This window comes from Dellaglioa sp. L3N, assembly GCF_054941095.1.
On sequence record NZ_CM142928.1, the window covers coordinates 408,684 to 433,458 of the forward strand.

Below are 24,775 nucleotides of genomic sequence, written 5' to 3' on the forward strand. Positions count from 1 at the left end.
AATGATATGGGAAATAAGCAACTTAGACATTTGATGCGAGGGGCGATGATTTTATCAATTGCCTCGTTAATTGCCAAAATTTTGAGCGCCATTTATCGAGTACCGTTACAAAACTTAGTTGGTGATACTGGTTTTTATATTTATCAACAGGTCTATCCGATTTATGGGATAGGGATGACTTTTGCTTTAACCGGGTTTCCGGTTTATATTAGTAAGTTAATTGCTGAGGAACCTTTGGAAGAAGATAAAATAGAGTTGTCCCATGATATTTTCATTGTTTTAAGTCTCTTTAGCTTGGTGATTTTTTCTGGGTTACAATTAGGGGCAGCTTGGATTGCAACGGCAATGGGTGATGGTCAATTAGATATTCTGATTCGAAGTGTGGCGTTCATGTTCTTATTTTTGCCGATTTTAGCAGTTGGACGTGGTTATTACCAAGGTATTTTCGAAATGAATAAAACGGCTGTTTCACAAGTTGTTGAACAATTATTGCGCGTTGGGATTATTATTTTAGCGGCATATATCGCGGCTAAAAATAAAACGTCACTGTATTCAATGGGCGCATGGTCCATGATTGGGGCTTCGATTGGAGCAATTGGAGCGAGTTTGTCATTCACTCATTTTTTTAGAGTGGATTTTAGACAAATCCATATTAAAATAAACAGGCAAAGATTAATGATTGTCGCTAGAAAGTTATTTTCTGAAGGTCTTGTTATCTGTCTATTTGCGGCAATGATGGTTTTGCTTCAATTAATTGATTCATTTACAGTAAAAAATGGTTTGGTCCATTTTGGGTATTCAAATGCTGCTGCAAAATCGTTAAAGGGAATTTATGACCGGGCTCAGCCATTGGTTCAACTGGGGTTGGTCATTTCAGTCGGTTTTTCATCGATGTTATTACCATCACTGGCACTAGCGCGTCGTGAGAATCGAGAACGAGATTTTCAACGTTATGCCAAAATGTTAGTCCACATAACTGTGGCATTATCGTTAGCCGCAACAATCGGATTAGTAGCACTAATGCCATTAATCAATCAATTTTTGTTTGGTGACCAATTACAAAATGGCACGTTATCTGTTTATATGATTAGCATTTTGTTGGCCGCAATTATTGGTACGTACAATAGTGTCTTACAAAGTCTGAGCTTATATCGAACAGCGGTTGTGGCTTTGGTTATTGGATTATTACTCAAAATGGGAATTAATTTTTATTTTGTTTCTCTGATGGGGACAATTGGGGCAAGTATTGCAACGATTCTGAGCTTATTGGCTGTATTGATAGCCATGTGGTTGATGTCGCCAAGTATGATACGCCAATTACTGATTGATCCTAATTTTATGATAAAATTAATATTAGTTTGTGTAATCATGGGAATTGTGGTTTATTTAGTAGGTAATCAGTTAATGGCCTGGATAAATGGTGGCCGATTATTGAGTGGAATTACTGTACTCGCTTCAGGAGTTATTGGAGCTGGTATATTCGGTATTTTAGCGATTAAGTGGCGATTATTTTCCATTCGAGAGTGGTTGAGTTTTCCGTTTGGGAAAAGCATTTTAAAAAAATTTATAAGATAAAATAAGGAGACTAACTAATGAGATTAGACAAATTTTTAAAAGTATCACGGATTATTAAGCGCCGTACAGTCGCAAAAGAAATTGCTGACAAAGGTCGCATTGCGATTAATGATAAAATTGCAAAATCATCAACAGATGTTGTCGTAGGGGATGAATTAACGATTCAATTCGGTAACAAGACACTGACTGTTAGGGTTATGGCACTTAAAGAAACAACAAAAAAAGCAGAATCAATTGATCTATATGAAGTTGTTTCTGAAGTTTATGCTGAAGAAAGTCGATAATCATCGATTTTTGATTGGATACCTTTATTGGGTTAGGAGACAAATATGGCCGATAATAAATCGAAAATTAAATTCTTAGATAATGATTTCACGAGAGCTAATAAAACGGAACGAAAAAAGGATCAACGATTGACACATATTCATCGTCGACGTTTAATCGGATTGACCGTTATTTTAGGCCTTATCATTATTTTTTTTAGTGTCCAGTTGATTTCAACGAAAGTCAAAATTGGGCACTATCAACAAGAAACAACAGCTAAACAAATAAAATTAAAAAAAGCTAAAGCACATCAAAAAGAGCTTAAATTTAAGGTTAAACAATTAAATGACAATGACTATTTACTAAAATTAATTCGCGAAAAATATTATTTTTCTAAAAAAGGTGAAACTGTCTACAGTTTTCCTAGCGATAAAACTAATTTAATAAACTAATTGAGCATGGTATCGTGGTATATAGCGTGGTATACTAATTTAGTATATATATCTAAGGAGGAGCAACTTTTTTATGTCTATTGAAGTCGGAGAGAAAGTCTCAGGTAAAGTTTCAGGAATTACAAATTTTGGTGCATTTATTGATTTGGGTGACAGAAAAACGGGATTAGTACATATCAGTGAAGTTTCTGATGGATTCATCAAGGATATTCATGATGTCTTGACCGTTGGGGATGAAGTCACAGTTAAGGTTTTAGCCATCGGTGATGATGGCAAAATTAGTTTATCAATCCGTAAAGCAGTTGATAAACCACAAGTAGCAGAAACAAAATCTCGTCCACAAAAAACGTTTAATAAGGATTCTCGTGCATCGACTGGTTCACGCCCCTCAAATGGTGGAAAGAATCGTTATCAGACAAAAAAAGTTGAACCTCAAAAAGATGACTTCGATTCATTATTATCTGGCTTTTTAAAGGATAGTGAAGATCGCTTAGTTTCATTAAAGAGAAGTACTGAAGGTAAACGTGGTGGTCGTGGTGGCCGACGCAATTAATAACAAATTTTAAAGAAGAGTGGTTGAAATGAAAATTTTAAACCGCTCTTTTTTAATTTAAAAAGGAGAAAAGTTGTGCTGAATACAAAGTTTGAGGCTCAATACCGGTTGATTGGCGGGCCCAAAAAAGTTCTAGTTGCGGCCTCAACAGGTGTTGATTCGATGGTTTTGCTTGATTTATTACAGCAATTACCAAGAGACATTCGGCCTGAAATAGGTGTGGCATACGTTGATCATCAGCTTAGGGAGCAAAGCCAAGTTGAAACTGAGTTTGTTGAAAAGTATTGTCATGAAAATAAGCTGAAATTATATCAAAAAGTGTGGCCAGTAGCTGAGCATGGGCTGAAAGGAATTGAAAACGCAGCCCGTGAAATGCGTTATCTTTTTTTTGAACAGACAATGCTTTCAGAAAATTATGAGCTATTAATGACGGCTCATCATGCTAATGATCAAATTGAAACCTTAGTTATGAAAAGCATTCGTGGTGGCGATATAGAACAATTGACAGGCATTGATCGAATGCGATCATTTGGACCTGGTCAGTTGGTTAGACCATTATTGGTATTTTCAAAACAAGAAATTCGTGATTATGCGCAAAAACAAAAGGTAACGTTTTTTGAAGATGAAACAAATCAATCAACAGATTTTTTTAGAAATCGTGTTAGAAAAGAAATTATACCAAGAATGCTCGAAAATAATAATCAGGCACTTGAACATGCGCAGAGTTATGTAGATCAGCTGTCGAACCTCCTAGATTTAGCGGATGAAGCTATTGGTGACAAAATGGCATTAATTAAAAATGAATCTGGCTTTTTAATTGCAAAATGGCAAGCGCTACCAATGAAATGGCGGAAACCGGTATTGAAAAAAATGGCGGAAGAGCAGGGATGGTTTTTAAAAACTGAGCAAATACGTCAAATTGATCAGTTGTTAATGAATCGTAAAAAGCCACAAAGTGAGATTGATTTAGGTAATAATCAATTATTTAGTAAAAAATATGAGTATATGGCGTTTGTTCAAAAAGAAAAACCAGTTGAAATAAATTCTGATAAAATGATGTTACGCATGAATGCATGGATTAATTTAAATGAAAATGAAAAAATTGGCGTATTTGAACAAGGGAAAATTAATTTAGAAGATACAGATATAATAGATTATATTTTGGTTAATCATTCGATTTCAGGTAATGGGCTTAGTCTCCGACATCGATTACCAGGGGATTATATAACGATTGAAAATGGCGGTAAACAAAAAATTAAAAAAATATTTATCGATCAAAAGATAGGTAGGGATGACCGAAATAAGGCATGGGTCTTAGAAACCAATGCCAAACAGATTGTTTGGTTGATAAATTATAAGAAATCTCAATTGTCAGATACCGTTGAAACTGATAAAATACAAGACATAATCGTTTTAAAAAACCAGAGGCAGGGAAGAGGCTAAAGTGCATGGATGCAGATATTAAAAAAGTTCTTTACAGTGAACAAGAAATTAAAGATGTAACTCGACAATTAGGACAGCAAATTACAGCTGACTATCGAGGCAAAAATCCATTGCTTGTTTGTATTTTAAAAGGTGCTTATCTTTTTATGGCTGACATTGCGAAAAATGTTTCGGATTATGCAGAAGTTGATTTTATGAATGTTTCAAGTTACGGAGATGGTGTTGTTTCAACCGGAAATGTCAAAATTATTAAGGATTTAGATATTGATGTTAAAGGTAGAGACGTGATTATTGTTGAAGATATTGTGGATACAGGTCAAACATTAGCGTACTTAGTTGATTTATTTAAAGGTAGAAATGTGAATTCCGTTAAAGTGTGTTCATTGTTAGATAAACCTGAAGGACGCAAAGTAGACGTTAATGTTGATTACGCAGGATTTGAAGTGCCAAATGAATTTGTAGTGGGGTATGGATTAGATTATGCTGAAAAATATCGAAACTTGCCATATATAGGTATCTTAAAACCTGAGATTTATTTAGATTAAAATAATGGTCAAAGAATGTCAATTGTGATATAGTGTATCCTATTCAAGCGATAATTGAATTAAAAATAAAGAAAAACGGGCAGGAGAGTAGATATGAAAAACAATCCTAAAAATGGACTTTTTAAAAATAGTTTATTTTACATAGTTATTATGCTTGGAATAATGGGTGTAATGTACTTCTTTTTCGATGGTAGCAATGAAACGAAGTCACAAGAAATTCAATCAAGTGAATTTGTCTCAAACTTACAATCAAACAAAGTAAAATCATTTGATATTCAACCATCAGGTGGTGTCTACAAAATAACGGGTACCTATACAAAAGCTCAAACAGAAAAGAGCAAAAATACTGGGTTCTCATTAATTCCGGCCTCAAAGAAAACAACAAAAGTTAAGAACTTTACGTCAACAGTGCTTCAAAATGATTCAAATATGGCTCAAATTTTGAAATCATCTGAAGCAACAAAGACAAAAATGGATACAAAAGAAGAGCAATCAAACAGCATTTGGGTGCAATTGGCCATTACTGTTATTCCACTTGTGTTAGTAGTCGGCTTTTTCTATCTTATGATGGGACAAGCAGGACAAGGTGGCGGTGGTGGTAAGGTGATGAACTTTGGTAAATCAAAGACAAAACCTTCTGACAAAAAAGATAATAAAGTCCGTTTTGCTGACGTTGCCGGTGCGGAAGAAGAAAAACAAGAACTTGTTGAAGTTGTTGAATTCTTAAAAGCACCACGCAAGTTTGCCAATCTGGGTGCACGAATTCCATCAGGTGTTCTTCTTGAGGGACCTCCAGGTACTGGTAAAACATTGCTTGCAAAAGCTGTCGCTGGTGAAGCTGAAGTTCCATTCTACTCAATTTCAGGTTCTGATTTCGTTGAAATGTTCGTCGGTGTTGGTGCAAGTCGTGTACGTGATTTGTTTGAAAATGCTAAGAAAACAGCACCTTCAATCATCTTTATTGATGAAATTGATGCTGTTGGACGTCGTCGTGGTTCAGGTACTGGTGGCGGTAATGATGAACGTGAACAAACATTGAATCAATTGCTTGTTGAAATGGATGGATTTACGGGTACAGAAGGTGTGATTGTGATTGCAGCTACTAACCGTTCTGATGTGCTTGATCCAGCACTTTTACGTCCGGGTCGATTTGATCGTAAGGTCTTAGTTGGTCGTCCAGATGTTAAGGGCCGTGAAGCCATATTAAACGTTCATGCGAAAAACAAACCATTAGCAGCTGATGTTGATTTAAAAATGATTGCAAAACAAACACCAGGTTTCGTGGGTGCTGACTTGGAAAATCTTTTAAATGAAGCTGCATTATTGGCTGCTCGTCGTAATAAATCAAAAATAGATGCAAGTGATATGGATGAAGCTGAAGACCGTGTTATTGCGGGACCAGCAAAACGTGATCGTGTTATTAATGAAAAAGAACGTCGAACAGTTGCTTTCCATGAAGCTGGACATACAATTGTTGGTTTAGTTTTAAATGAAGCTAGAGTTGTTCATAAAGTAACAATCGTACCTCGAGGTCGTGCTGGCGGTTATGCCATTATGCTACCCAAAGAAGACCAAATGTTATTATCTAAAAAAGATATGAACGAACAAATTGCTGGGTTAATGGGTGGACGTGCTGCTGAAGAAATTATCTACAATGAACAATCTTCAGGGGCATCAAACGATTTCCAACAAGCAACGCAAATGGCTCGCTCAATGGTTACTGAATATGGTATGAGTGAAAAACTTGGACCTGTTCAACTAGAGGGTGATAGCCAAATGTTTGCAGGTGGCTCAGGTCAACCAAATGCGGCATATTCAAGTAACACAGCTGACATCATTGATGCTGAAGTTCGTCGTCTATCTGAAGAAGGTATGGCGCTTGCTAAAAAAATCATTGAAGATCATAGAGAACAACATAAATTAATTGCAGATAAATTATTAGAATTTGAAACACTTGATGAAAAAGAAATCTTGAGCTTGTTTGAAGATGGTAAAATGCCAGAAAAAGACAATGCAAATGAATTTCCAAGTGAAAAAGATGGTTCTTTTGAAGCAACGAAAAAAGAATTAGAACGAAATGATGCAAAAAAAATGGCTGAAGAAACAAATAAAGTCGATTTGACTAAAACAGTTGTTTTCCATCCAAAAGTAAATAAAGACGACAAATAATCGTCACTCAAGAACTCCGATGGACTTATCTGTCGGAGTTCTTGCTGGTCTAAAATGAATTATTAAGGAGAAATAATGGAAGATTATCTTGTAAAAAGTTTGGCCTTTGAGGGTCAATTGAGAGTATACGCAGTTACGGCAACAAATACGGTTGCTGAGGCACAAAGAAGACATGATACATGGAGTGCGGCATCAGCTGCACTCGGGCGTAGTTTGGTAGGGACATTGTTGTTGAGTACGTCAACGTTATCAGGTGATGAAAAAATGACAGTTAAAATTAATGGGAACGGACCTGTTGGTGCAATTGTGATTGATGGAAATGCTAATGGGACAGTCAAAGGTTATTTGGGTGAACCACATATTCATTTACCATTAAATGAAAAACATAAAATTGATGTTAAAGGTGCTGTTGGTACTCAAGGTTCAATGGCTGTCACTAAAGACATGGGAATGAAAGAACCATTTACGGGTCAAGTACCATTAGTTTCAGGCGAACTAGGTGAAGATTTTACCTACTATTTAGCAAAATCAGAACAAATTCCTTCTTCAGTTGAGTTATCAGTTTTTGTGAATACAGATAATACAATTGAAGTAGCAGGTGGATTTATGATTCAAGTTATGCCAGGTGCCACTGATGAAGTTCTAGATGCATTAGAAAAAAAATTAGCAGAAATGCCAATGGTTTCTGAGTTACTTAGAGATGGTAAAACACCAGAAGAAATTATTTATCTCATGTTTGGTGAAGAAAATGTGAATATCTTGGACAAAATGCCAGTTGCATTTGAATGTGATTGTTCAAAAGATAAATTTTACGGATCATTAGCTACTTTACCTAAAAGTGATATTACTGAGATGATTGAATTAGATCATGGTGCAGAAGCAGTTTGTCGTTTTTGTGGGAACAAGTACCATTACTCTGAAAGCGAATTAATGCAGTTATTAGATAGCTCAGCTGAATAAAATTTATTCATATCAAAACATGATTTGTGATATGATACTAAACAATAGTAAGTGTAAAAAATGATGAGGTGAATAGAATGGAATGGAAAATTGGTGACATATTGATCCCTAATCAAGTCGTTGTTGCGCCTATGGCAGGTGTAACAAATGCGGCATTCAGAATGATTTGTAAAGATTTTGGTGCTGGATTAGTGGTTTGTGAAATGATTTCTGATAAAGGAATCCAATTTAGAAATAAAAAAACATTGAGTATGCTGTTTGTTGATCCAAGAGAACATCCAGTTAGTGTCCAAATTTTTGGTGGCGATAAAGAAACGTTGGTTGCTGCCGCTAAGTTTGTTGAAGAACATACCTCAGCTGATATCGTTGATATTAATATGGGATGTCCCGTACCTAAAGTGACGAAAACAGATGCAGGTGCGCGTTGGTTACTAGATCCAGATAAAGTCTATGAGATGGTTAATGCGGTTACGAATGAACTATCTATTCCAGTAACCGTTAAAATGAGAACAGGTTGGGATGAAGATCACATTTTAGCAGTTGAAAACGCATTGGCTGCTGAACAAGGTGGTGCTGCTGCGCTTGCAATGCACGGTAGAACACGTTTCCAAATGTACAATGGTAAAGCAGATTGGAATATTTTACATGAAGTAAAAAGTAATTTAAAAACAATTCCTTTTATGGGTAATGGGGATATTAAAACGCCACAAGATGCTAAAAAAATGTTGGACGAAGTTGGGGCTGATGCGGTTATGATTGGCCGTGCTGCGCTAGGAAATCCTTGGATGATTAAGCAAACGACGACTTACCTTGAAACAGGTGAACTTATTGCTGAACCATCAGCAGCTGAAAAAATATTAGTTGCTAAAGAACATTTGCATGCACTCTGTCAAATTAAGGGTGAAGTGATTGGGCCTAAAGAGTTTAGAAGCCAAGCTGCATACTACTTAAAGGGGATTTCACGTTCAGCAAGAGCAAAGGCAGCATTGAATGAAGCAAACTCGGAAGCTTCAATGATTACAATATTTGATAAATTTTTAGAAGATACAAAAGAACGTGAATTTAAATTAATGCAAAAAGAAGCCTAGAAATGGTTGCATTTTCATGGGTTAATTGGCATGATAGTAAGTGAAATCTGTAATTAAGTGAGGGATATAATATGGCAAAGCAAGAACAAAGCATGAATGATCAATTAAAAGTACGTCGCGAAAAAGTTGTAGAACTTCGTGAAGCAGGGGTGGATCCATTTGGCCACCGTTTTGAACGTAAGGATATGACTAAAGCACTACATGACAAGTACGATGAATTTACTAAAGAAGAACTTGATGGTATGGATATTCAAGCAACTATTGCGGGTAGACTAATGTCTAAACGTGGCAAAGGTAAAGTTAGCTTTGCTGATATTCAAGATAAAGATGGTCGTTTACAACTATACGTCCGTAAAGATATTGTAGGTGAAGAAACATACCATGTTTTCAAACGTTCAGATATTGGCGATTTTGTTGGAATAACTGGTGATGTAATGAAAACGGATATGGGTGAGTTAACAATTCGCCCAACAGAAGTTACTTTTTTGTCAAAAGCATTGCGTCCACTTCCAGATAAATTTCATGGTTTACAAAATGTGGAACAAATCTACAGACAAAGATATCTTGATTTAATCACAAATCGTGAAAGTTTTGATCGTTTTATGAAACGTAGTCAAATTATTTCGGCTGTGAGACGTTATTTAGATGGCAATGGCTATGCTGAAGTTGAAACGCCAGTATTGCATAATCAAGCCGGTGGCGCATCTGCTAAACCATTTAAAACACATCACAACGCATTAGATATTGAATTATATCTACGAATTGCGCTTGAATTACATTTAAAGCGATTAATTGTTGGTGGTATGGAAAAAGTATACGAAATTGGACGAGTGTTCCGTAACGAGGGAATTGATACTAAACATAATCCAGAATTTACAATGCTTGAAACATATGTCGCATACTATGATTTTCATGATGTAATGGACGAAACTGAAGGTATTTTCAAGGCAGTTGCTGACGTGGTTTCAGATGACGGCATTATTGAATATGATGGCAAAAAAGTAGATTTTAATAAGAAATTTGCCAGAGTACATATGGTAGATGCAATTAAATCTGTAACTGGGGTAGATTTTTGGAAAGAAATGTCAATTGAAGAAGCGCAAAAATTGGCAGATGAACATCATGTTAAGTATGAATCATATTGGAAAGTTGGACATATTATTAATGAATTTTTCGAAAAATTTGTTGAGAATACAATTGTTGATCCAACCTTTATATACGGCCATCCTTTAGAAATTTCACCTTTGGCTAAGAAAAATGCAGATGATCCTAGATTTACAGATCGGTTTGAAATGTATATTTTGGGTACAGAATATGCTAATGCATTTACTGAGTTAAATGATCCAATTGATCAAAGAGAGCGATTTGAAGCTCAGGTTGAGGAACGTGAAGATGGTAACGATGAGGCAGAAGGAATTGATGAAGATTTCATCGAAGCTCTCGAATATGGTATGCCACCAACAGGTGGTTTAGGAATTGGGATAGATAGGTTAGTTATGTTAATGACAGATGCCCAATCTATCAGAGATGTCTTATTATTTCCAACTATGAGACCGGACGATAACCAATAAATTTAGGCTCTATGTCAAATAGTGTTGATGAAGCAAAAAAATGATAAAACTAAAGCTGAAGAATCGTAAGATTCTTCAGCTTTTTTTATGTCGTTATGAAGATTCTGTTTCTGAATGAACTGAAAGTTCTGTAACCGAAGGATACACGTTTAATCACCTTGGTTTTATTATTTATACCTTCAAGTGTCGCGTTGGAATATGGATGAGAAATGGTATTTAGTATATGTTCTTTGTGCTTGATTATTGATTGAACTGAAGTTTTAAAAAGATCATTCGGTGTTCCTTTTTCTTCTAGTTCCTTAAGAAAGGGAAGAAATTCTTCTGTCTTTTTGTATTTAATGATACGAATAATAGTTTAATAAATATGATAGGCATCAGAAAGATCAGGTGAATAGGCTAACAATCGGTCCATTAAGTCTTGTTCAGTAAAAAGTTCTTTAAATAAAGAAAAATGTTGGTAATTTTTATAATCGAATTTATCGGAATACTTGTTAAATTTTTTCCAATAACGTTTTAATATTAGCGTATCTTTTTTACGAGATAATTGTTTAGAGGCGTTCACACGTGTACTAGATAAGGATCTTTGGAAAAGTTGAACAATGTGAAATCGATCTAAGATGATAGCGGCATTTGGAAAAACCATTTTAATAACCGTCTCGTAAGAGGCGTTCATATCAATCACAATATACTTCACTTTATCTCTGACTTCTTTAGGATAATGGAGAAAATGTGATTTTAAGGTTGGTTGTCTACGATCTGGTAAGATATCAAAGATTTTCCCATTTTTTTGATCTAAATATATGAAACTTAAACCACCTAAAACGTTACTTGTGAGATGGACTTCATCAAAACAGAGTACCTTCAGGCAGATGTATCAAATCTGTCTGATGTTGATTTTCAAGCGTATTTAAAACACGAAGTGTTGTTGAGAAATACTAACACGCTTTGAAATGGTCTTGATAGAAGAAATATCTGATAAGTAAAGAAGCGCTAAACGTTTAATAGCGGTTGAAAGATGACATCCAGTTTCAATGATAGTTGTCCTTGCGGTAAATGTTTCCTGACAAGCCTTACAGAAGAAACGTTGTTTCTTTAATTTAAGATAGGTGTCAAAATGGCTTGTTCGTGGTAAGAGAATCATAGTTGTTTTCATTCCATTTTTGACAACTGTGAAATTAGTATTGATAACGCCACATCTTTCGCAGCATTTCGGCATCTAAGTGAGAGTAACATCAACCTGTTTGATTTTTCTTTGATGGTAAGTCACTGCCGTGACGGCATTCTCACAAAATAAAATAATTTCATCTTGGATATCAAGTAAATTTCGTATATCATTATTAGTGGACATGAAGTTCACACTTCTAAAATTGTGGTTTAGACGCTTTAATTTTATCATGTGAGAACTTTATGTTCTTTTTTTGCGAAAAAAGAGTGTCGATGATTTCTCATCAACACTCATAAGTATAGAACCATTTAATTAATAAAAATGGCTGATTTCCATGAATGTTTTCGGTTACATTCATAAATTTCGATTTATTGTAAATAAAAGCTTGACGAAGGACATTATTCTTGGTAAAGTAATAAACGTTGCTTCAGCAGTAAACAACTAATTCAAAATGAACATTTAATTAAGAATAAAAAAGTTCTTGACAAACAATGTGAAAATTGATATGATATAAAAGTTGTCAAAAGCAACCAAGTAGATCTTTGAAAACTGAACAAATTTTCGACAAATCAAATGTGTAGGGTCTCTTAACTAAGAGTTAAGAGCAAACATTTGCGAAGTCAATTCGCTAGTTTTAAAAAGCAACAAAACAATAAGAGCAATCAAATTTTTATATGAGAGTTTGATCCTGGCTCAGGATGAACGCTGGCGGCGTGCCTAATACATGCAAGTCGAACGCAATATCTTCACCGAGTGCTTGCACTCACCGAAGGTATTGAGTGGCGAACGGGTGAGTAACACGTGGGTAACCTGCCCAAAAGAGGGGGATAACACTTGGAAACAGGTGCTAATACCGCATAATTTGTTAAACCGCATGGTTTGATAATGAAAGACGGCGTAAGCTGTCACTTTTGGATGGACCCGCGGCGTATTAGCTAGTTGGTGAGGTAAAGGCCCACCAAGGCAATGATACGTAGCCGACCTGAGAGGGTGATCGGCCACATTGGGACTGAGACACGGCCCAAACTCCTACGGGAGGCAGCAGTAGGGAATCTTCCACAATGGACGAAAGTCTGATGGAGCAACGCCGCGTGAGTGAAGAAGGTTTTCGGATCGTAAAGCTCTGTTGTTAGAGAAGAATGTAGGTAAGAGTAACTGTTTACCTAGTGACGGTATCTAACCAGAAAGCCACGGCTAACTACGTGCCAGCAGCCGCGGTAATACGTAGGTGGCAAGCGTTATCCGGATTTATTGGGCGTAAAGCGAACGCAGGCGGTTTTTTAAGTCTGATGTGAAAGCCTTCGGCTCAACCGAAGAAATGCATTGGAAACTGGATAACTTGAGTGCAGAAGAGGAGAGTGGAACACCATGTGTAGCGGTGAAATGCGTAGATATATGGTAGAACACCAGTGGCGAAAGCGGCTCTCTGGTCTGTAACTGACGCTGAGGTTCGAAAGCATGGGTAGCAAACAGGATTAGATACCCTGGTAGTCCATGCCGTAAACGATGAGTGCTAAGTGTTGGAGGGTTTCCGCCCTTCAGTGCTGCAGCTAACGCATTAAGCACTCCGCCTGGGGAGTACGACCGCAAGGTTGAAACTCAAAGGAATTGACGGGGGCCCGCACAAGCGGTGGAGCATGTGGTTTAATTCGAAGCAACGCGAAGAACCTTACCAGGTCTTGACATCTTCTGACAAACCTAGAGATAGGCCGTTCCCTTCGGGGACAGAATGACAGGTGGTGCATGGTTGTCGTCAGCTCGTGTCGTGAGATGTTGGGTTAAGTCCCGCAACGAGCGCAACCCTTATTATTAGTTGCCAGCATTAAGTTGGGCACTCTAATGAGACTGCCGGTGACAAACCGGAGGAAGGTGGGGATGACGTCAAATCATCATGCCCCTTATGACCTGGGCTACACACGTGCTACAATGGACGGTACAACGAGTTGCGAGACCGCGAGGTTAAGCTAATCTCTTAAAGCCGTTCTCAGTTCGGATTGTAGGCTGCAACTCGCCTACATGAAGTTGGAATCGCTAGTAATCGCGGATCAGAATGCCGCGGTGAATACGTTCCCGGGCCTTGTACACACCGCCCGTCACACCATGAGAGTTTGTAACACCCAAAGCCGGTGAGGTAACCTTTTAGGAGCCAGCCGTCTAAGGTGGGACAGATGATTAGGGTGAAGTCGTAACAAGGTAGCCGTAGGAGAACCTGCGGCTGGATCACCTCCTTTCTAAGGAATATTACGGAAACCTACACACTTGTCGAAAATTTGTTTAGTTTTGAGGGGTTTACTCTCAAAAATTTGTTCTTTGAAAACTAGATAATATTTATTAAATTTTTAAGCAATAAGCCGAGAAACACCGCGTTTTATTAGTTAAGAACGTAGTTCTTAACAAAACCACTTTGCTTTATGTAAAGTTAGGTTAAGTTATCAAGGGCGCATGGTGAATGCCTTGGCACTAGGAGCCGATGAAGGACGGGACTAACACCGATATGCTTCGGGGAGCTGTAAGTAAGCTTTGATCCGGAGATTTCCGAATGGGGGAACCCAGCAGTTTTAATCGACTGTTACTATTAACTGAATACATAGGTTATATAGAGGTAAACGCAGGGAACTGAAACATCTAATTACCTGCAGGAATAGAAAGAAAAATCGATTCCCTAAGTAGCGGCGAGCGAACAGGGAAGAGCCCAAACCAAGAAGCTTGCTTCTTGGGGTTGTAGGACTGCTCATTTGAGTTACCAAAGATTTTTATAGCAGAAGAGTCTGGGAAGACTCGCCGTAGAGGGTGATAGCCCCGTACGCTAAATGAAAATCTCTCAGAGCAGTATCCTGAGTACGGCGGAACACGAGAAATTCCGTCGGAATCCGGGAGGACCATCTCCCAAGGCTAAATACTCCCTAGTGACCGATAGTGAACCAGTACCGTGAGGGAAAGGTGAAAAGCACCCCGGAAGGGGAGTGAAATAGTTCCTGAAACCATGTGCCTACAAATAGTTAGAGCCCGTTAATGGGTGATAGCGTGCCTTTTGTAGAATGAACCGGCGAGTTACGTTTGCTTGCGAGGTTAAGTTGATAAGACGGAGCCGTAGCGAAAGCGAGTCTGAATAGGGCGCCATAGTAAGTAGACGTAGACCCGAAACCAAGTGACCTACCCATGTCCAGGTTGAAGGTGCGGTAAAACGCACTGGAGGACCGAACTCATGTATGTTGAAAAATGCTGAGATGAGGTGTGGGTAGCGGAGAAATTCCAAACGAACTTGGAGATAGCTGGTTCTCTCCGAAATAGCTTTAGGGCTAGCCTCGGAATTAAGAATCATGGAGGTAGAGCCACTGTTTGGACTAGGGGCCCATCTAGGGTTACTGAATTCAGATAAACTCCGAATGCCATTGATTTATATCCGGGAGTCAGACTGCGAGTGATAAGATCCGTAGTCGAAAGGGAAACAGCCCAGACCACCAATTAAGGTCCCAAAATACATGTTAAGTGGAAAAGGATGTGGAATTGCATAGACAACTAGGATGTTGGCTCAGAAGCAGCCACCATTTAAAGAGTGCGTAATAGCTCACTAGTCGAGTGATTCTGCGCCGAAAATGTACCGGGGCTAAACATGTTACCGAAATTGTGGATGGAACCCATTAGGGTTCCGTGGTAGGAGAGCGTTCTAAGGGCAACGAAGCTAGACCGTAAGGACTAGTGGAGCGCTTAGAAGTGAGAATGCCGGTATGAGTAGCGAAAGACAGGTGAGAATCCTGTCCACCGAATGACTAAGGTTTCCTGGGGAAGGCTCGTCCTCCCAGGGTTAGTCGGGACCTAAGTCGAGGCCGAGAGGCGTAGACGATGGATAACAGGTTGAGATTCCTGTACTAGTTATATTTGTTTGAACGATGGAGGGACGCAGCAGGCTAAGAAAGCGCACTGATGGATATGTGCGTCCAAGCAACAAGTTTGAAGTTGAGTTAAATGCTTAACTTTAAGGACAAGTTGTGATGGGGAGCGAAATTAAGTAGCGAAGTAACTGATGTCACACTGCCAAGAAAAGCTTCTAGTTAGAATATAACTACCCGTACCGCAAACCGACACAGGTAGTCGAGGAGAGTATCCTAAGGTGTGCGAGAGAACTCTCGTTAAGGAACTCGGCAAAATGACCCCGTAACTTCGGGAGAAGGGGTGCTGACCGAAAGGTCAGCCGCAGTGAATAGGCCCAAACGACTGTTTATCAAAAACACAGGTTTCTGCAAAATCGTAAGATGACGTATAGGGGCTGACGCCTGCCCGGTGCTGGAAGGTTAAGAGGATGAGTTAGCTTCGGCGAAGCCCAGAATTGAAGCCCCAGTAAACGGCGGCCGTAACTATAACGGTCCTAAGGTAGCGAAATTCCTTGTCGGGTAAGTTCCGACCCGCACGAAAGGCGTAACGATTTGGGCACTGTCTCAACGAGAGACTCGGTGAAATTATAATACCCGTGAAGATGCGGGTTACCCGCGACAGGACGGAAAGACCCCATGGAGCTTTACTGTAGCTTGATATTGAGTGTTTGTATAACTTGTACAGGATAGGTAGGAGCCGTAGAGACCGGAACGCTAGTTTCGGAGGAGGCATTGGTGGGATACTACCCTCGTTGTATGAACACTCTAACCCTCGCCACTAATCGTGGTGGGAGACAGTGTCAGGTGGGCAGTTTGACTGGGGCGGTCGCCTCCTAAAAGGTAACGGAGGCGCCCAAAGGTTCCCTCAGAATGGTTGGAAATCATTCGCAGAGTGTAAAGGCACAAGGGAGCTTGACTGCGAGACTTACAGGTCGAGCAGGGACGAAAGTCGGGCTTAGTGATCCGGTGGTTCCGTATGGAAGGGCCATCGCTCAACGGATAAAAGCTACCCTGGGGATAACAGGCTTATCTCCCCCAAGAGTCCACATCGACGGGGAGGTTTGGCACCTCGATGTCGGCTCATCGCATCCTGGGGCTGTAGTCGGTCCCAAGGGTTGGGCTGTTCGCCCATTAAAGCGGTACGCGAGCTGGGTTCAGAACGTCGTGAGACAGTTCGGTCCCTATCCGTCGCGGGCGTAGGAAATTTGAGAGGAGCTGTCCTTAGTACGAGAGGACCGGGATGGACATACCTCTGGTGTACCAGTTGTTCTGCCAAGGGCATCGCTGGGTAGCTATGTATGGATGAGATAAACGCTGAAAGCATCTAAGTGTGAAGCTCACCTCGAGATTAGATTTCCCATTCCTTTATGGAAGTAAGACCCCTGAAAGATTATCAGGTAGATAGGTTGGAAGTGGAAGTACAGTGATGTATGGAGCGGACCAATACTAATCGGTCGAGGACTTAACCACAAAGTGATGTGTATCGGTGTACGGCTTAAAAATCAATGATAAATATTAGCTAGTTTTGAGAGAATAAGTTTTCTCAAAAAAAGAGTGTGGTGGCGATAGCAAGAAGGATACACCTGTTCCCATGTCGAACACAGAAGTTAAGCTTCTTAGCGCCAAGAGTAGTTGGGGGTCGCCCCCTGCGAGGGTAGGACGTTGCCATGCTAAATAATAAATTTAAAAATGTGCTAATCGAATTGATTAACACATTTTTATGTATATGACCCGTTGGTCAAGTGGTTAAGACACCGCCCTTTCACGGCGGTAACATGGGTTCAAATCCCGTACGGGTCATTTTCGCCGGCTTAGCTCAGTTGGTAGAGCATCGGTATCGTAAACCGAGGGTCACAGGTTCGACTCCTGCAGCCGGCATTTTTAATGGTTGCAATGATTTTGGTTTGTTCAGTAGTAAAGAGTGTGGTGGCGATAGCAAGAAGGATACACCTGTTCCCATGTCGAACACAGAAGTTAAGCTTCTTAGCGCCAAGAGTAGTTGGGGGTCGCCCCCTGCGAGGGTAGGACGTTGCCATGCGAAATAAAAGAATAAATCAGAAGATTTTTACGACCGTTGTTAGGAAGGAGATTTGTCATTTGACAGATCTCCTTTTTTGATAAATTTATTTAAATTAATATTAAAAATGATAAAACAAGTAGTAATTGATTAGATGAAAGTAAAAATTTGATTTGACTGTTGATATATTAACATTGTATAATGTGTAATGCATTAAAAATACATATATTAGATTTATATCGGAGGAAGTCCATGCAGAATAAAAATACAGATACGGCCTTTTTTGGTCATCCTAGAGGCTTATCAACGCTGTTCTTTACAGAAATGTGGGAACGATTTAGTTATTACGGAATGCGAGCAATTCTTTTATACTACATGATTTCAAAAGTGGATGGGCTTGGTTATAATCAAGCAACGGCTATGTCAATTATGTCAATTTATGGATCATTAATTTATTTATCTGGTGTTATTGGTGGATTTGTTAGTGATCGTCTTTGGGGTAGTAGGAAAACGGTGTTCTTTGGTGGAATACTTATAATGTTAGGACATATTGTTCTTGCAACACCATTTAAATCAGTTGCTTTATTTATTTCTATTGCATTAATTGTATTGGGAACTGGTTTGTTAAAACCAAATGTTTCTGAAATGGTTGGTGGCTTATACAGTAGTAAAGATCCAAGACGTGATTCTGGATTTAGTATCTTTGTTTCTGGGATTAATATTGGTGCTTTGATTGCGCCATTACTTGTTGGATGGGTTGGTCAGGAATACAATTATCATGTTGGATTCTCACTGGCGGCAATCGGTATGTTCTTCGGGTTGGTTCAATACTATTTTGACGGTAGAAAATACTTAACAAAAGATAGCTTGTACCCTAATGATCCAATTCAACCTAATGAATTGTCATCTGTTGTAAAAAAGTCTTCACTTGGAGTTATTGCTTTAGCTTTAATTTTAGTTATTATGTTCTTGTTTAAGGCATTGAATATTACGAATGTTATTCTTTTAATTACCATTCTTGCAGTTATTATTCCTGTTTACTACTTTACAATGATGCTTGTAAGTAAGAAAACAACAAAAATTGAACGATCAAGATTAACAGCTTATATTCCATTATTTATTGCTAGTATTTTATTTTGGTCAATTGAAGAGCAAGGCTCAGTTGTTTTAGCAATGTTTGCATCAACTAGAACTCGATTAAGTGCTTTTGGATTTACTTTCCCAGCTAGTTTCTTCCAAAGTATGAATCCATTGTTTATTTTAATTTATGTTCCAATATTTGCTTGGTTGTGGGTTAAATTAGGTTCAAAACAACCTAGTTCTCCAGCTAAATTTTCAATAGGGTTAGTATTTGCTGGTGCTTCATTCCTTTGGATGATGTTACCTGGGATTCTTTTCGGTACAGATACTAAAGTTGGCCCATTGTGGCTAGTTGTTAGTTGGATGATGGTTATGCTTGGTGAAGTTTTGGTTTCTCCAGTCGGATTATCTATTACGACTAAACTTGCACCGAAGAGTTTTCAATCTCAAATGATGAGTGTTTGGTTCTTGAGTGACGCTGTTGCTCAGGCTTTAAATTCACAAATTGTTCGCTTATACACACCTGGTACTGAATCAATGTACTTTGCAGTAGTTGGTGGAATTACCGTTGCCTTTGGTATTATGTTGAGTTTCTTTATTCCAAAAATTCACAAGTTAATGGAAGGCGTCAATTAAATAGATTTTTAATGAAAGATATGTTAATTTTAATTAACGTATCTTTTTTTTGGAGGAAAATATGACAATTGTTGCAACTAGTAGTGATAATCATTTTGATATTAATAAAGTGAATGTAGATGAAGTTATTGATCAGCAAGCAAAATATTTGTTAGAAATGCATGTTGACTATTATCTTATTGCAGGTGACTTATTTAATGATTTTAATGAAGCAGTTAAATATGTGGCCGGATTAAAAAAGAAGTTGAGTAATCGAATTATTGTATTATTTATTGCTGGTAATCATGATATGGTTAAAAATGTAACATTTGATGAATTAGAGAGTCTATCCAATGATTCTTATCTTCATAATCGATATATTGATGTTCCTGGCACTGTATGGCGAATCATTGGAAATAATGGGTGGTATGATTATAGTTACTCAAAACAGCTAAAACGGTCTAATGAGGAAATGTTGCGTTGGAAAAATAATTATTGGATTGATCGTAAAATTAATCAACCTATGTTAGATGTTGATAGATTTAAATTAAGTTTAGCGCAAACTGATAAATTGTTAAGCGATGCAAAGCAACTCAATAAAAAAATTTTATTTATGACGCATTTTGTTCCCAGTAAAACATATATCAAAATTAATGATGATAATCGTTTTTGGAATGTCGTTAATGGAATGTTGGGAAGTCAAAAAATGGGAGACTTATTAGAACACTATCAAGTTGAAAAAGTTTTGTTTGGACATTTACACATTAAGCATGAACCTATTCAAATAAAAAAAACGATGTATTACACGAAACCAGTGGGATATGGGCGAAAAAAATATAATGAATGGACTAAAAATACGTTCATGGAAGAATGGAAATTTGCCTTACAAAAAATTAATTTAAAATAATTGAAAAAAAAGCTTGATATTTATTGTATTTTTTTGTATGATAATTAAGTCGGATAAAGCTGATATGGAAGAGTAGCGAAGAGGCTAAACGCGGCGGACTGTAAATCCGCTCCTTCGGGTTCGGTGGTTCGAATCCACTCTCTTCCACCATTTTATAATATTGGGTTATAGCCAAGCGGTAAGGCAACAGGTTTTGATCCTGTCATGCGATGGTTCGAATCCATCTAACCCAACTAGCTAAAAAAGCAGATACTTAGGTATCTGCTTTTTTGTTTTACGTGTCACTTTAAATTTTTTTGAGGTATTATGGTGTTAGGACTTAAATATGATGGTTGAAATGAGGAAATAATGAAAATTGGATTTATTGGAGCTGGTAATATGGCTCGAGCAATTATTGAAGGTTTATTAAAAGTAAATTTTGTAACGTCGACAGAAATTTTGGTTCATAGTGCTAGAGAAGTTAGTTATGTGCCATATGCTAAAAAAAATGGCCTTACAGCGTTGGATAGCAACGCTCGAGTAGTTAGTGAAGCAGATGTTGTTTTTCTTGCTGTAAAGCCAATTGTGCTAGGTAAAGTTTTAGCAGAAATTAAAGATTCAGTAAAAAAACATAATCCTATGCTAATTTCTATTGTATCGGGTGTTTCGGTTGCAGAAATTGAAACAGAATTGGATAATCATTCAGTTGGTATTCTAAGAACAATGCCAAACGTTAATGCAACCGTGTCTGCAAGTATGACGGCATTGGTTGGTAATGATGTTTTGACAGATGCACAAATGCAACAGGGAATTGATTTATTTGATACTGTTGGTGAAACAATGCAGATTGCTGAACGTGATTTTAGTACGTTTGTTGCGCTTGCTGGTAGTTCACCCGCATTTATCTACTTATTTATTGATACGCTAGCACGTGCTGGTGTTAAATATGGATTACCAAAAGATAAAGCCACTAAAATTGCCGCTCAAGCCGTATTAGGTAGTGCAAAAAAAGTATTATCGACTGATGAAGTACCTTGGAAACTGATTGATGAAGTTTCATCTCCAGGTGGGACAACTGTTGCGGGATTACTTGCGATGGAAGAAGCTGGATTTATGAATTCAATTATTAAAGCTGTTGATGCAACAGTTGCTAAAGATCAAAACTAAATCCTGATATAGCCTTGTTTTTTTGGTCTATACCGATTATACTAAGTGTATAAATTGAAGGGATGGCGGATAAAATGAGTATTGTTTTAAAACATGCAGTTATCTACACGGGTTCAGAAAAAATCGAAGATGCTTATGTTCGATTTGATAAACAAATTAGTGCAATAGGACCAATGAGTGATTATAAAGCTTTGGCATCTGATGAAGTTAGAGATGTTGAGGGGCAAGTTATTGTTCCTGGATTTATTGATATTCATAGTCATGGTGGCTACAGTTTCGATGCAATGGATGGCGATGCTGATCAAATTAACGAAATGGTTACAGATATGATTCATGAAGGTGTTACAACTTATTTTGCAACAACAATGACACAATCACATGAAAATATTGCTAAAGCCATGGTTGGTATTAAAAAAGCCGCAGAAATGAATCCGGTTATTCAAGGTATCCATCTTGAAGGCCCCTTTATTTCTCCCGTTTTCAAAGGCGCACAGCCTGAAAAATACATTGAAGCCCCTGATACAAAATTATTTGACAAATGGAATGAATTATCTGGTCATATGATTAAATTAGTTACTTATGCACCAGAACATAAGACATCTCCTGAATTTGAAGCTTACTGTATTGAACATGATATTGTGCCTTCAGTGGGTCATAGTAATGCGACACGTGAAGAAATGAAACATTCTCGAGCAAGTCATGTGACTCATCTATATAATGCACAACGCGAATTTAAGCATCGTGAACCAGGTGTTACTGGGCATGCTTTTTTAGAAGACAATATCTATGCAGAAATTATTGCTGATGGGTTCCATATCGTACCAGATATGATTAAATTAGCGTACGATTTAAAAGGACCAGAACGAATTGAATTGATTACGGATTCAATGCGTGCTAAGGGAATGCCAGAAGGTTTAAGTGAACTTGGTGGACAAAAAGTCATCGTTAAAGATAAGCAAGCAAGATTAGAATCTGGTAATTTAGCTGGATCTGTTTTACAATACCAAGATGCATTTAGAAATATGATGAAATTTACTGGTTGTGGTATTGCAGAAGTTGTATTGATGACTTCCGTTAACCAAGCTAGAGAATTTAATTTAACATCAAAAGGTGCCATTGAAATTGGGAAAGATGCTGATATGAACTTATTTGATGCTGATATGCAATTAGAAAGCACATATAGTTTAGGACGCAAATTTTAATAAAAGTTTAGGAAGGTAATTGCTGATGGGGTCTCCCATATATATTCAAATTCACAATGAAATGAAAAAAACAATTGAATCTGGTGAATGGGAAGTTGGTAATCGCATTCCTGCAGAACGTGAACTCGCCGTTGTATTCGGTGTTAGTAGAATGACCCTCAGACAGGCCATTCAAACTTTAGTTGATGAGGGGATTTTAGAGCGCCATGTTGGTGACGGGACGTACGTCGCTCGTAAGAAAGTTCAGGAAAAAATGTCGGGTGTAACTAGTTTTACTGATTTGATGGCTGAACAGGGGAAAGTTGCTTCAAGCAAAACGGTCACTTACCATGTGACAACGCCTTCGTTAAGTGAGATTGAAAAATTACAATTAGCCGACGGTGAACTTGTCTTACGGATGGAACGAATTCGGTACGCCGATGGCTTGCCAATTTGTTTTGAGGTTGCAACGGTCCCTAATAAATTAGTTGATGGCTACAGTAAAATTGAAATTACGAGTTCTTTATATCGAACATTGGAAGAAAAAGCTGGGTTAACATTGGGAGGGGCACAACAGACAGTGTCTGCAATGTCTGCAGCTGAAAATATTGCTGACTATCTCTCAATCAAGCGTGGTGAAGCTATTTTGAGGCTTCGTCAGGTCAGCTTTTTGAAAAATGGTGAGCCGTTCGAATATGTTCGGACACAATATGTAGGGAATCGCTTCGAATTTTATCTAGAAAAATAAAGTTCAAAAAAATATTAATTGCTCTTTTTCAACCATATCAGTGGATGAGATAGAGTAATTTTTTTTGAGAGAATTCTGTTCGATTGACATCAAATTGAGATAAAGCTATATTATTTTAGGAGCAAAAATAAATTATCTGAAGGAGTTTTAATCTATATGTATTTATTAGTTAATATTTTCGGTGTTGCCATTTTTATTTTAGTTGCATTTGTATTTTCCAAAAAGAAGCGAGAAATTAATTGGAATTCAATTGGAATTATGGTCGTTATTAATTTATTTTTAGCTTGGTTTTTAACAGAATTTTCATTAGGTCGTAATATTGTAGAAGGCGCTGCTAATGGGTTTAACTGGTTAATGAGTGCTGCATATCAAGGTATTCAATTTATGGTACCTGCAGCGCCTAAAGTAACTGATTTAGGATTCTTTATGAGTGTCTTGTTACCCGTTATTATGATTGTGCCATTATTTGATATTTTAACTTATATTGGTGTTCTTCCATGGATTATCAAATGGATTGGTCGCGGTTTATCAAAGATTACGGGTCAACCAAAATTTGAATCATTTTTTGCCGTTGAAATGATGTTTTTAGGAAATACTGAAGCACTTGCTGTTTCAAGTCTTCAATTGAAATTAATGAAATCTGAACGGAACTTAACGTTGGCAATGATGTCTATGAGTTGTGTGACGGCTTCGATTATTGGTGCCTATACTACAATGATGCCAGGACAATACATCTTGACTGCTGTGCCAATTAATATTATTAATGCTATTATTGTTACAAGTATCTTGAATCCGGTTCAAGTGACTGAGGAAGAAGATACAATTGCTGAAATGACGGGTAGTAATTCAAATGATTTAGAAGTTTCTGAATCAGATGGAAAAAAAGAACCTTTCTTTGCTTTCTTAGGTGATTCAATCTTAGGTGCGGGTAAGTTAGTTTTAATTATTGCCGCAAATGTGATTGCATTCGTTGCTTTAGCAGCATTGATTGATAATCTTCTTGGCTTAGTAAATACAAACTTATCACTTGAAAATATTTTAGGGGTTATCATGTTCCCATTTGCTTGGTTGATGGGATTCAATCCTTCGGATGCGTTCGAGTTAGCACGTTACATGGGTACAAAGTTAGTAACAAACGAATTTGTTGTTATGGGCCAAGTATCAAGTACAATTAATTCATTCGCACCACATTACAAAGCAGTTTTAACTGTTTTCGTTACGTCGTTTGCAAACTTCTCAACAATCGGAATGATTATTGGTTGTTTCAAGGGAATTGTTAATAAAGAGAAAAATGATGTTATCGCAAAAAACGTGGGTTACATGCTCCTATCTGGTATTTTAGTATCATTATTATCAGCTGGTATGGTCGGTATTTTCGTTTGGTAATCTAAAGATACGTAAAAAGAACCGAGAAATTTTATTTT

General features: G+C 37.7%; 17 protein-coding genes, 4 tRNA genes, 4 rRNA genes and 1 pseudogene. 24 read left to right on the plus strand and 2 right to left on the minus strand.

Annotated elements, in window-relative coordinates; genetic code table 11:
- Positions 1-6 precede the first annotated feature (6 nt).
- The 10 genes from ACVPPR_RS01945 (at position 7) to lysS (ending at position 10,620) form a co-directional block, all read left to right on the plus strand.
- On the plus strand, positions 7-1,575 hold the full coding sequence (locus ACVPPR_RS01945) for a putative polysaccharide biosynthesis protein (protein WP_462304514.1): 1,569 nt from the start codon (positions 7-9) through the stop codon (positions 1,573-1,575).
- Between the two features lie 17 nt (positions 1,576-1,592).
- Positions 1,593-1,859, plus strand: a complete 267-nt coding sequence (locus tag ACVPPR_RS01950) for an RNA-binding S4 domain-containing protein (RefSeq protein ID WP_462298354.1) — start codon at positions 1,593-1,595, stop codon at positions 1,857-1,859.
- 45 nt (positions 1,860-1,904) lie between these two features.
- Positions 1,905-2,291 carry an FtsB family cell division protein gene (locus tag ACVPPR_RS01955; protein WP_462298356.1) on the plus strand — a complete coding sequence of 129 codons (387 nt, stop codon included), beginning with the start codon at positions 1,905-1,907 and terminating at the stop codon, positions 2,289-2,291.
- Between the two features lie 73 nt (positions 2,292-2,364).
- A complete protein-coding gene (locus ACVPPR_RS01960) occupies positions 2,365-2,844 on the plus strand; it encodes a S1 domain-containing RNA-binding protein (protein WP_462298358.1) in 480 nt (159 codons plus the stop codon).
- Between the two features lie 75 nt (positions 2,845-2,919).
- Positions 2,920-4,287 (plus strand): tRNA lysidine(34) synthetase TilS, encoded by a 1,368-nt coding sequence (tilS, locus tag ACVPPR_RS01965; protein WP_462304515.1) that lies wholly within the window; start codon positions 2,920-2,922, stop codon positions 4,285-4,287.
- 5 nt (positions 4,288-4,292) lie between these two features.
- Complete coding sequence (gene hpt / locus ACVPPR_RS01970) at positions 4,293-4,832, plus strand: hypoxanthine phosphoribosyltransferase (protein WP_462298362.1); 540 nt, start codon at positions 4,293-4,295, stop codon at positions 4,830-4,832.
- Between the two features lie 93 nt (positions 4,833-4,925).
- Positions 4,926-7,001, plus strand: coding sequence for an ATP-dependent zinc metalloprotease FtsH (gene ftsH, locus ACVPPR_RS01975; protein ID WP_462304516.1), 2,076 nt, complete (start codon positions 4,926-4,928; stop codon positions 6,999-7,001).
- A 75-nt stretch (positions 7,002-7,076) separates the two neighbouring features.
- Positions 7,077-7,961 (plus strand): Hsp33 family molecular chaperone HslO, encoded by an 885-nt coding sequence (gene hslO, locus ACVPPR_RS01980; protein ID WP_462304517.1) that lies wholly within the window; start codon positions 7,077-7,079, stop codon positions 7,959-7,961.
- Positions 7,962-8,038: 77 nt separating this feature from the next.
- Positions 8,039-9,049, plus strand: coding sequence for a tRNA dihydrouridine synthase DusB (dusB, locus tag ACVPPR_RS01985; protein WP_462298367.1), 1,011 nt, complete (start codon positions 8,039-8,041; stop codon positions 9,047-9,049).
- A 71-nt stretch (positions 9,050-9,120) separates the two neighbouring features.
- Positions 9,121-10,620 carry a lysine--tRNA ligase gene (gene lysS / locus ACVPPR_RS01990; protein WP_462298369.1) on the plus strand — a complete coding sequence of 500 codons (1,500 nt, stop codon included), beginning with the start codon at positions 9,121-9,123 and terminating at the stop codon, positions 10,618-10,620.
- Positions 10,621-10,705: 85 nt separating this feature from the next.
- Here lysS and ACVPPR_RS01995 read toward each other — a convergent pair.
- Positions 10,706-11,491 (minus strand): annotated as a pseudogene (locus ACVPPR_RS01995) (ISL3 family transposase).
- A 36-nt stretch (positions 11,492-11,527) separates the two neighbouring features.
- Positions 11,528-11,836, minus strand: a complete 309-nt coding sequence (locus ACVPPR_RS02000; protein WP_462296865.1) for a transposase family protein — start codon at positions 11,834-11,836, stop codon at positions 11,528-11,530.
- A gap of 619 nt (positions 11,837-12,455) precedes the next feature.
- Here ACVPPR_RS02000 and ACVPPR_RS02005 point away from each other — a divergent pair.
- From ACVPPR_RS02005 to ACVPPR_RS02070, 14 genes are all read left to right on the plus strand, one after another.
- Positions 12,456-14,016, plus strand: a 16S ribosomal RNA gene (locus ACVPPR_RS02005).
- A 191-nt stretch (positions 14,017-14,207) separates the two neighbouring features.
- Positions 14,208-17,127, plus strand: a 23S ribosomal RNA gene (locus ACVPPR_RS02010).
- Between the two features lie 85 nt (positions 17,128-17,212).
- A 5S ribosomal RNA gene (gene rrf / locus ACVPPR_RS02015) occupies positions 17,213-17,328 on the plus strand.
- A gap of 57 nt (positions 17,329-17,385) precedes the next feature.
- A tRNA-Glu gene (locus ACVPPR_RS02020) sits at positions 17,386-17,457 on the plus strand.
- Positions 17,458-17,462: 5 nt separating this feature from the next.
- Positions 17,463-17,535, plus strand: a tRNA-Thr gene (locus tag ACVPPR_RS02025).
- 44 nt (positions 17,536-17,579) lie between these two features.
- Positions 17,580-17,695: ribosomal RNA gene (gene rrf, locus ACVPPR_RS02030) — 5S ribosomal RNA — on the plus strand.
- Together the 16S, 23S and 5S rRNA genes with 2 tRNA genes alongside form the textbook arrangement of a ribosomal RNA operon.
- 231 nt (positions 17,696-17,926) lie before the next feature.
- Positions 17,927-19,390, plus strand: coding sequence for a peptide MFS transporter (locus ACVPPR_RS02035; RefSeq protein WP_462296825.1), 1,464 nt, complete (start codon positions 17,927-17,929; stop codon positions 19,388-19,390).
- Positions 19,391-19,451: 61 nt separating this feature from the next.
- On the plus strand, positions 19,452-20,276 hold the full coding sequence (locus ACVPPR_RS02040; RefSeq protein WP_462304518.1) for a metallophosphoesterase: 825 nt from the start codon (positions 19,452-19,454) through the stop codon (positions 20,274-20,276).
- A gap of 66 nt (positions 20,277-20,342) precedes the next feature.
- Positions 20,343-20,426 (plus strand) — tRNA-Tyr (locus ACVPPR_RS02045).
- An 11-nt stretch (positions 20,427-20,437) separates the two neighbouring features.
- A tRNA-Gln gene (locus tag ACVPPR_RS02050) sits at positions 20,438-20,509 on the plus strand.
- A 115-nt stretch (positions 20,510-20,624) separates the two neighbouring features.
- A complete protein-coding gene (gene proC, locus ACVPPR_RS02055; RefSeq protein ID WP_462304519.1) occupies positions 20,625-21,422 on the plus strand; it encodes a pyrroline-5-carboxylate reductase in 798 nt (265 codons plus the stop codon).
- 74 nt (positions 21,423-21,496) lie between these two features.
- Entirely contained in the window at positions 21,497-22,624 is a 1,128-nt protein-coding gene (gene nagA / locus ACVPPR_RS02060) for an N-acetylglucosamine-6-phosphate deacetylase (protein WP_462304520.1), read from the plus strand.
- Between the two features lie 25 nt (positions 22,625-22,649).
- Positions 22,650-23,351 carry a GntR family transcriptional regulator gene (locus tag ACVPPR_RS02065; protein ID WP_462297331.1) on the plus strand — a complete coding sequence of 234 codons (702 nt, stop codon included), beginning with the start codon at positions 22,650-22,652 and terminating at the stop codon, positions 23,349-23,351.
- Positions 23,352-23,507: 156 nt separating this feature from the next.
- A complete protein-coding gene (locus ACVPPR_RS02070; RefSeq protein ID WP_462304521.1) occupies positions 23,508-24,737 on the plus strand; it encodes a NupC/NupG family nucleoside CNT transporter in 1,230 nt (409 codons plus the stop codon).
- The last annotated feature ends 38 nt before the right edge of the window (positions 24,738-24,775 follow it).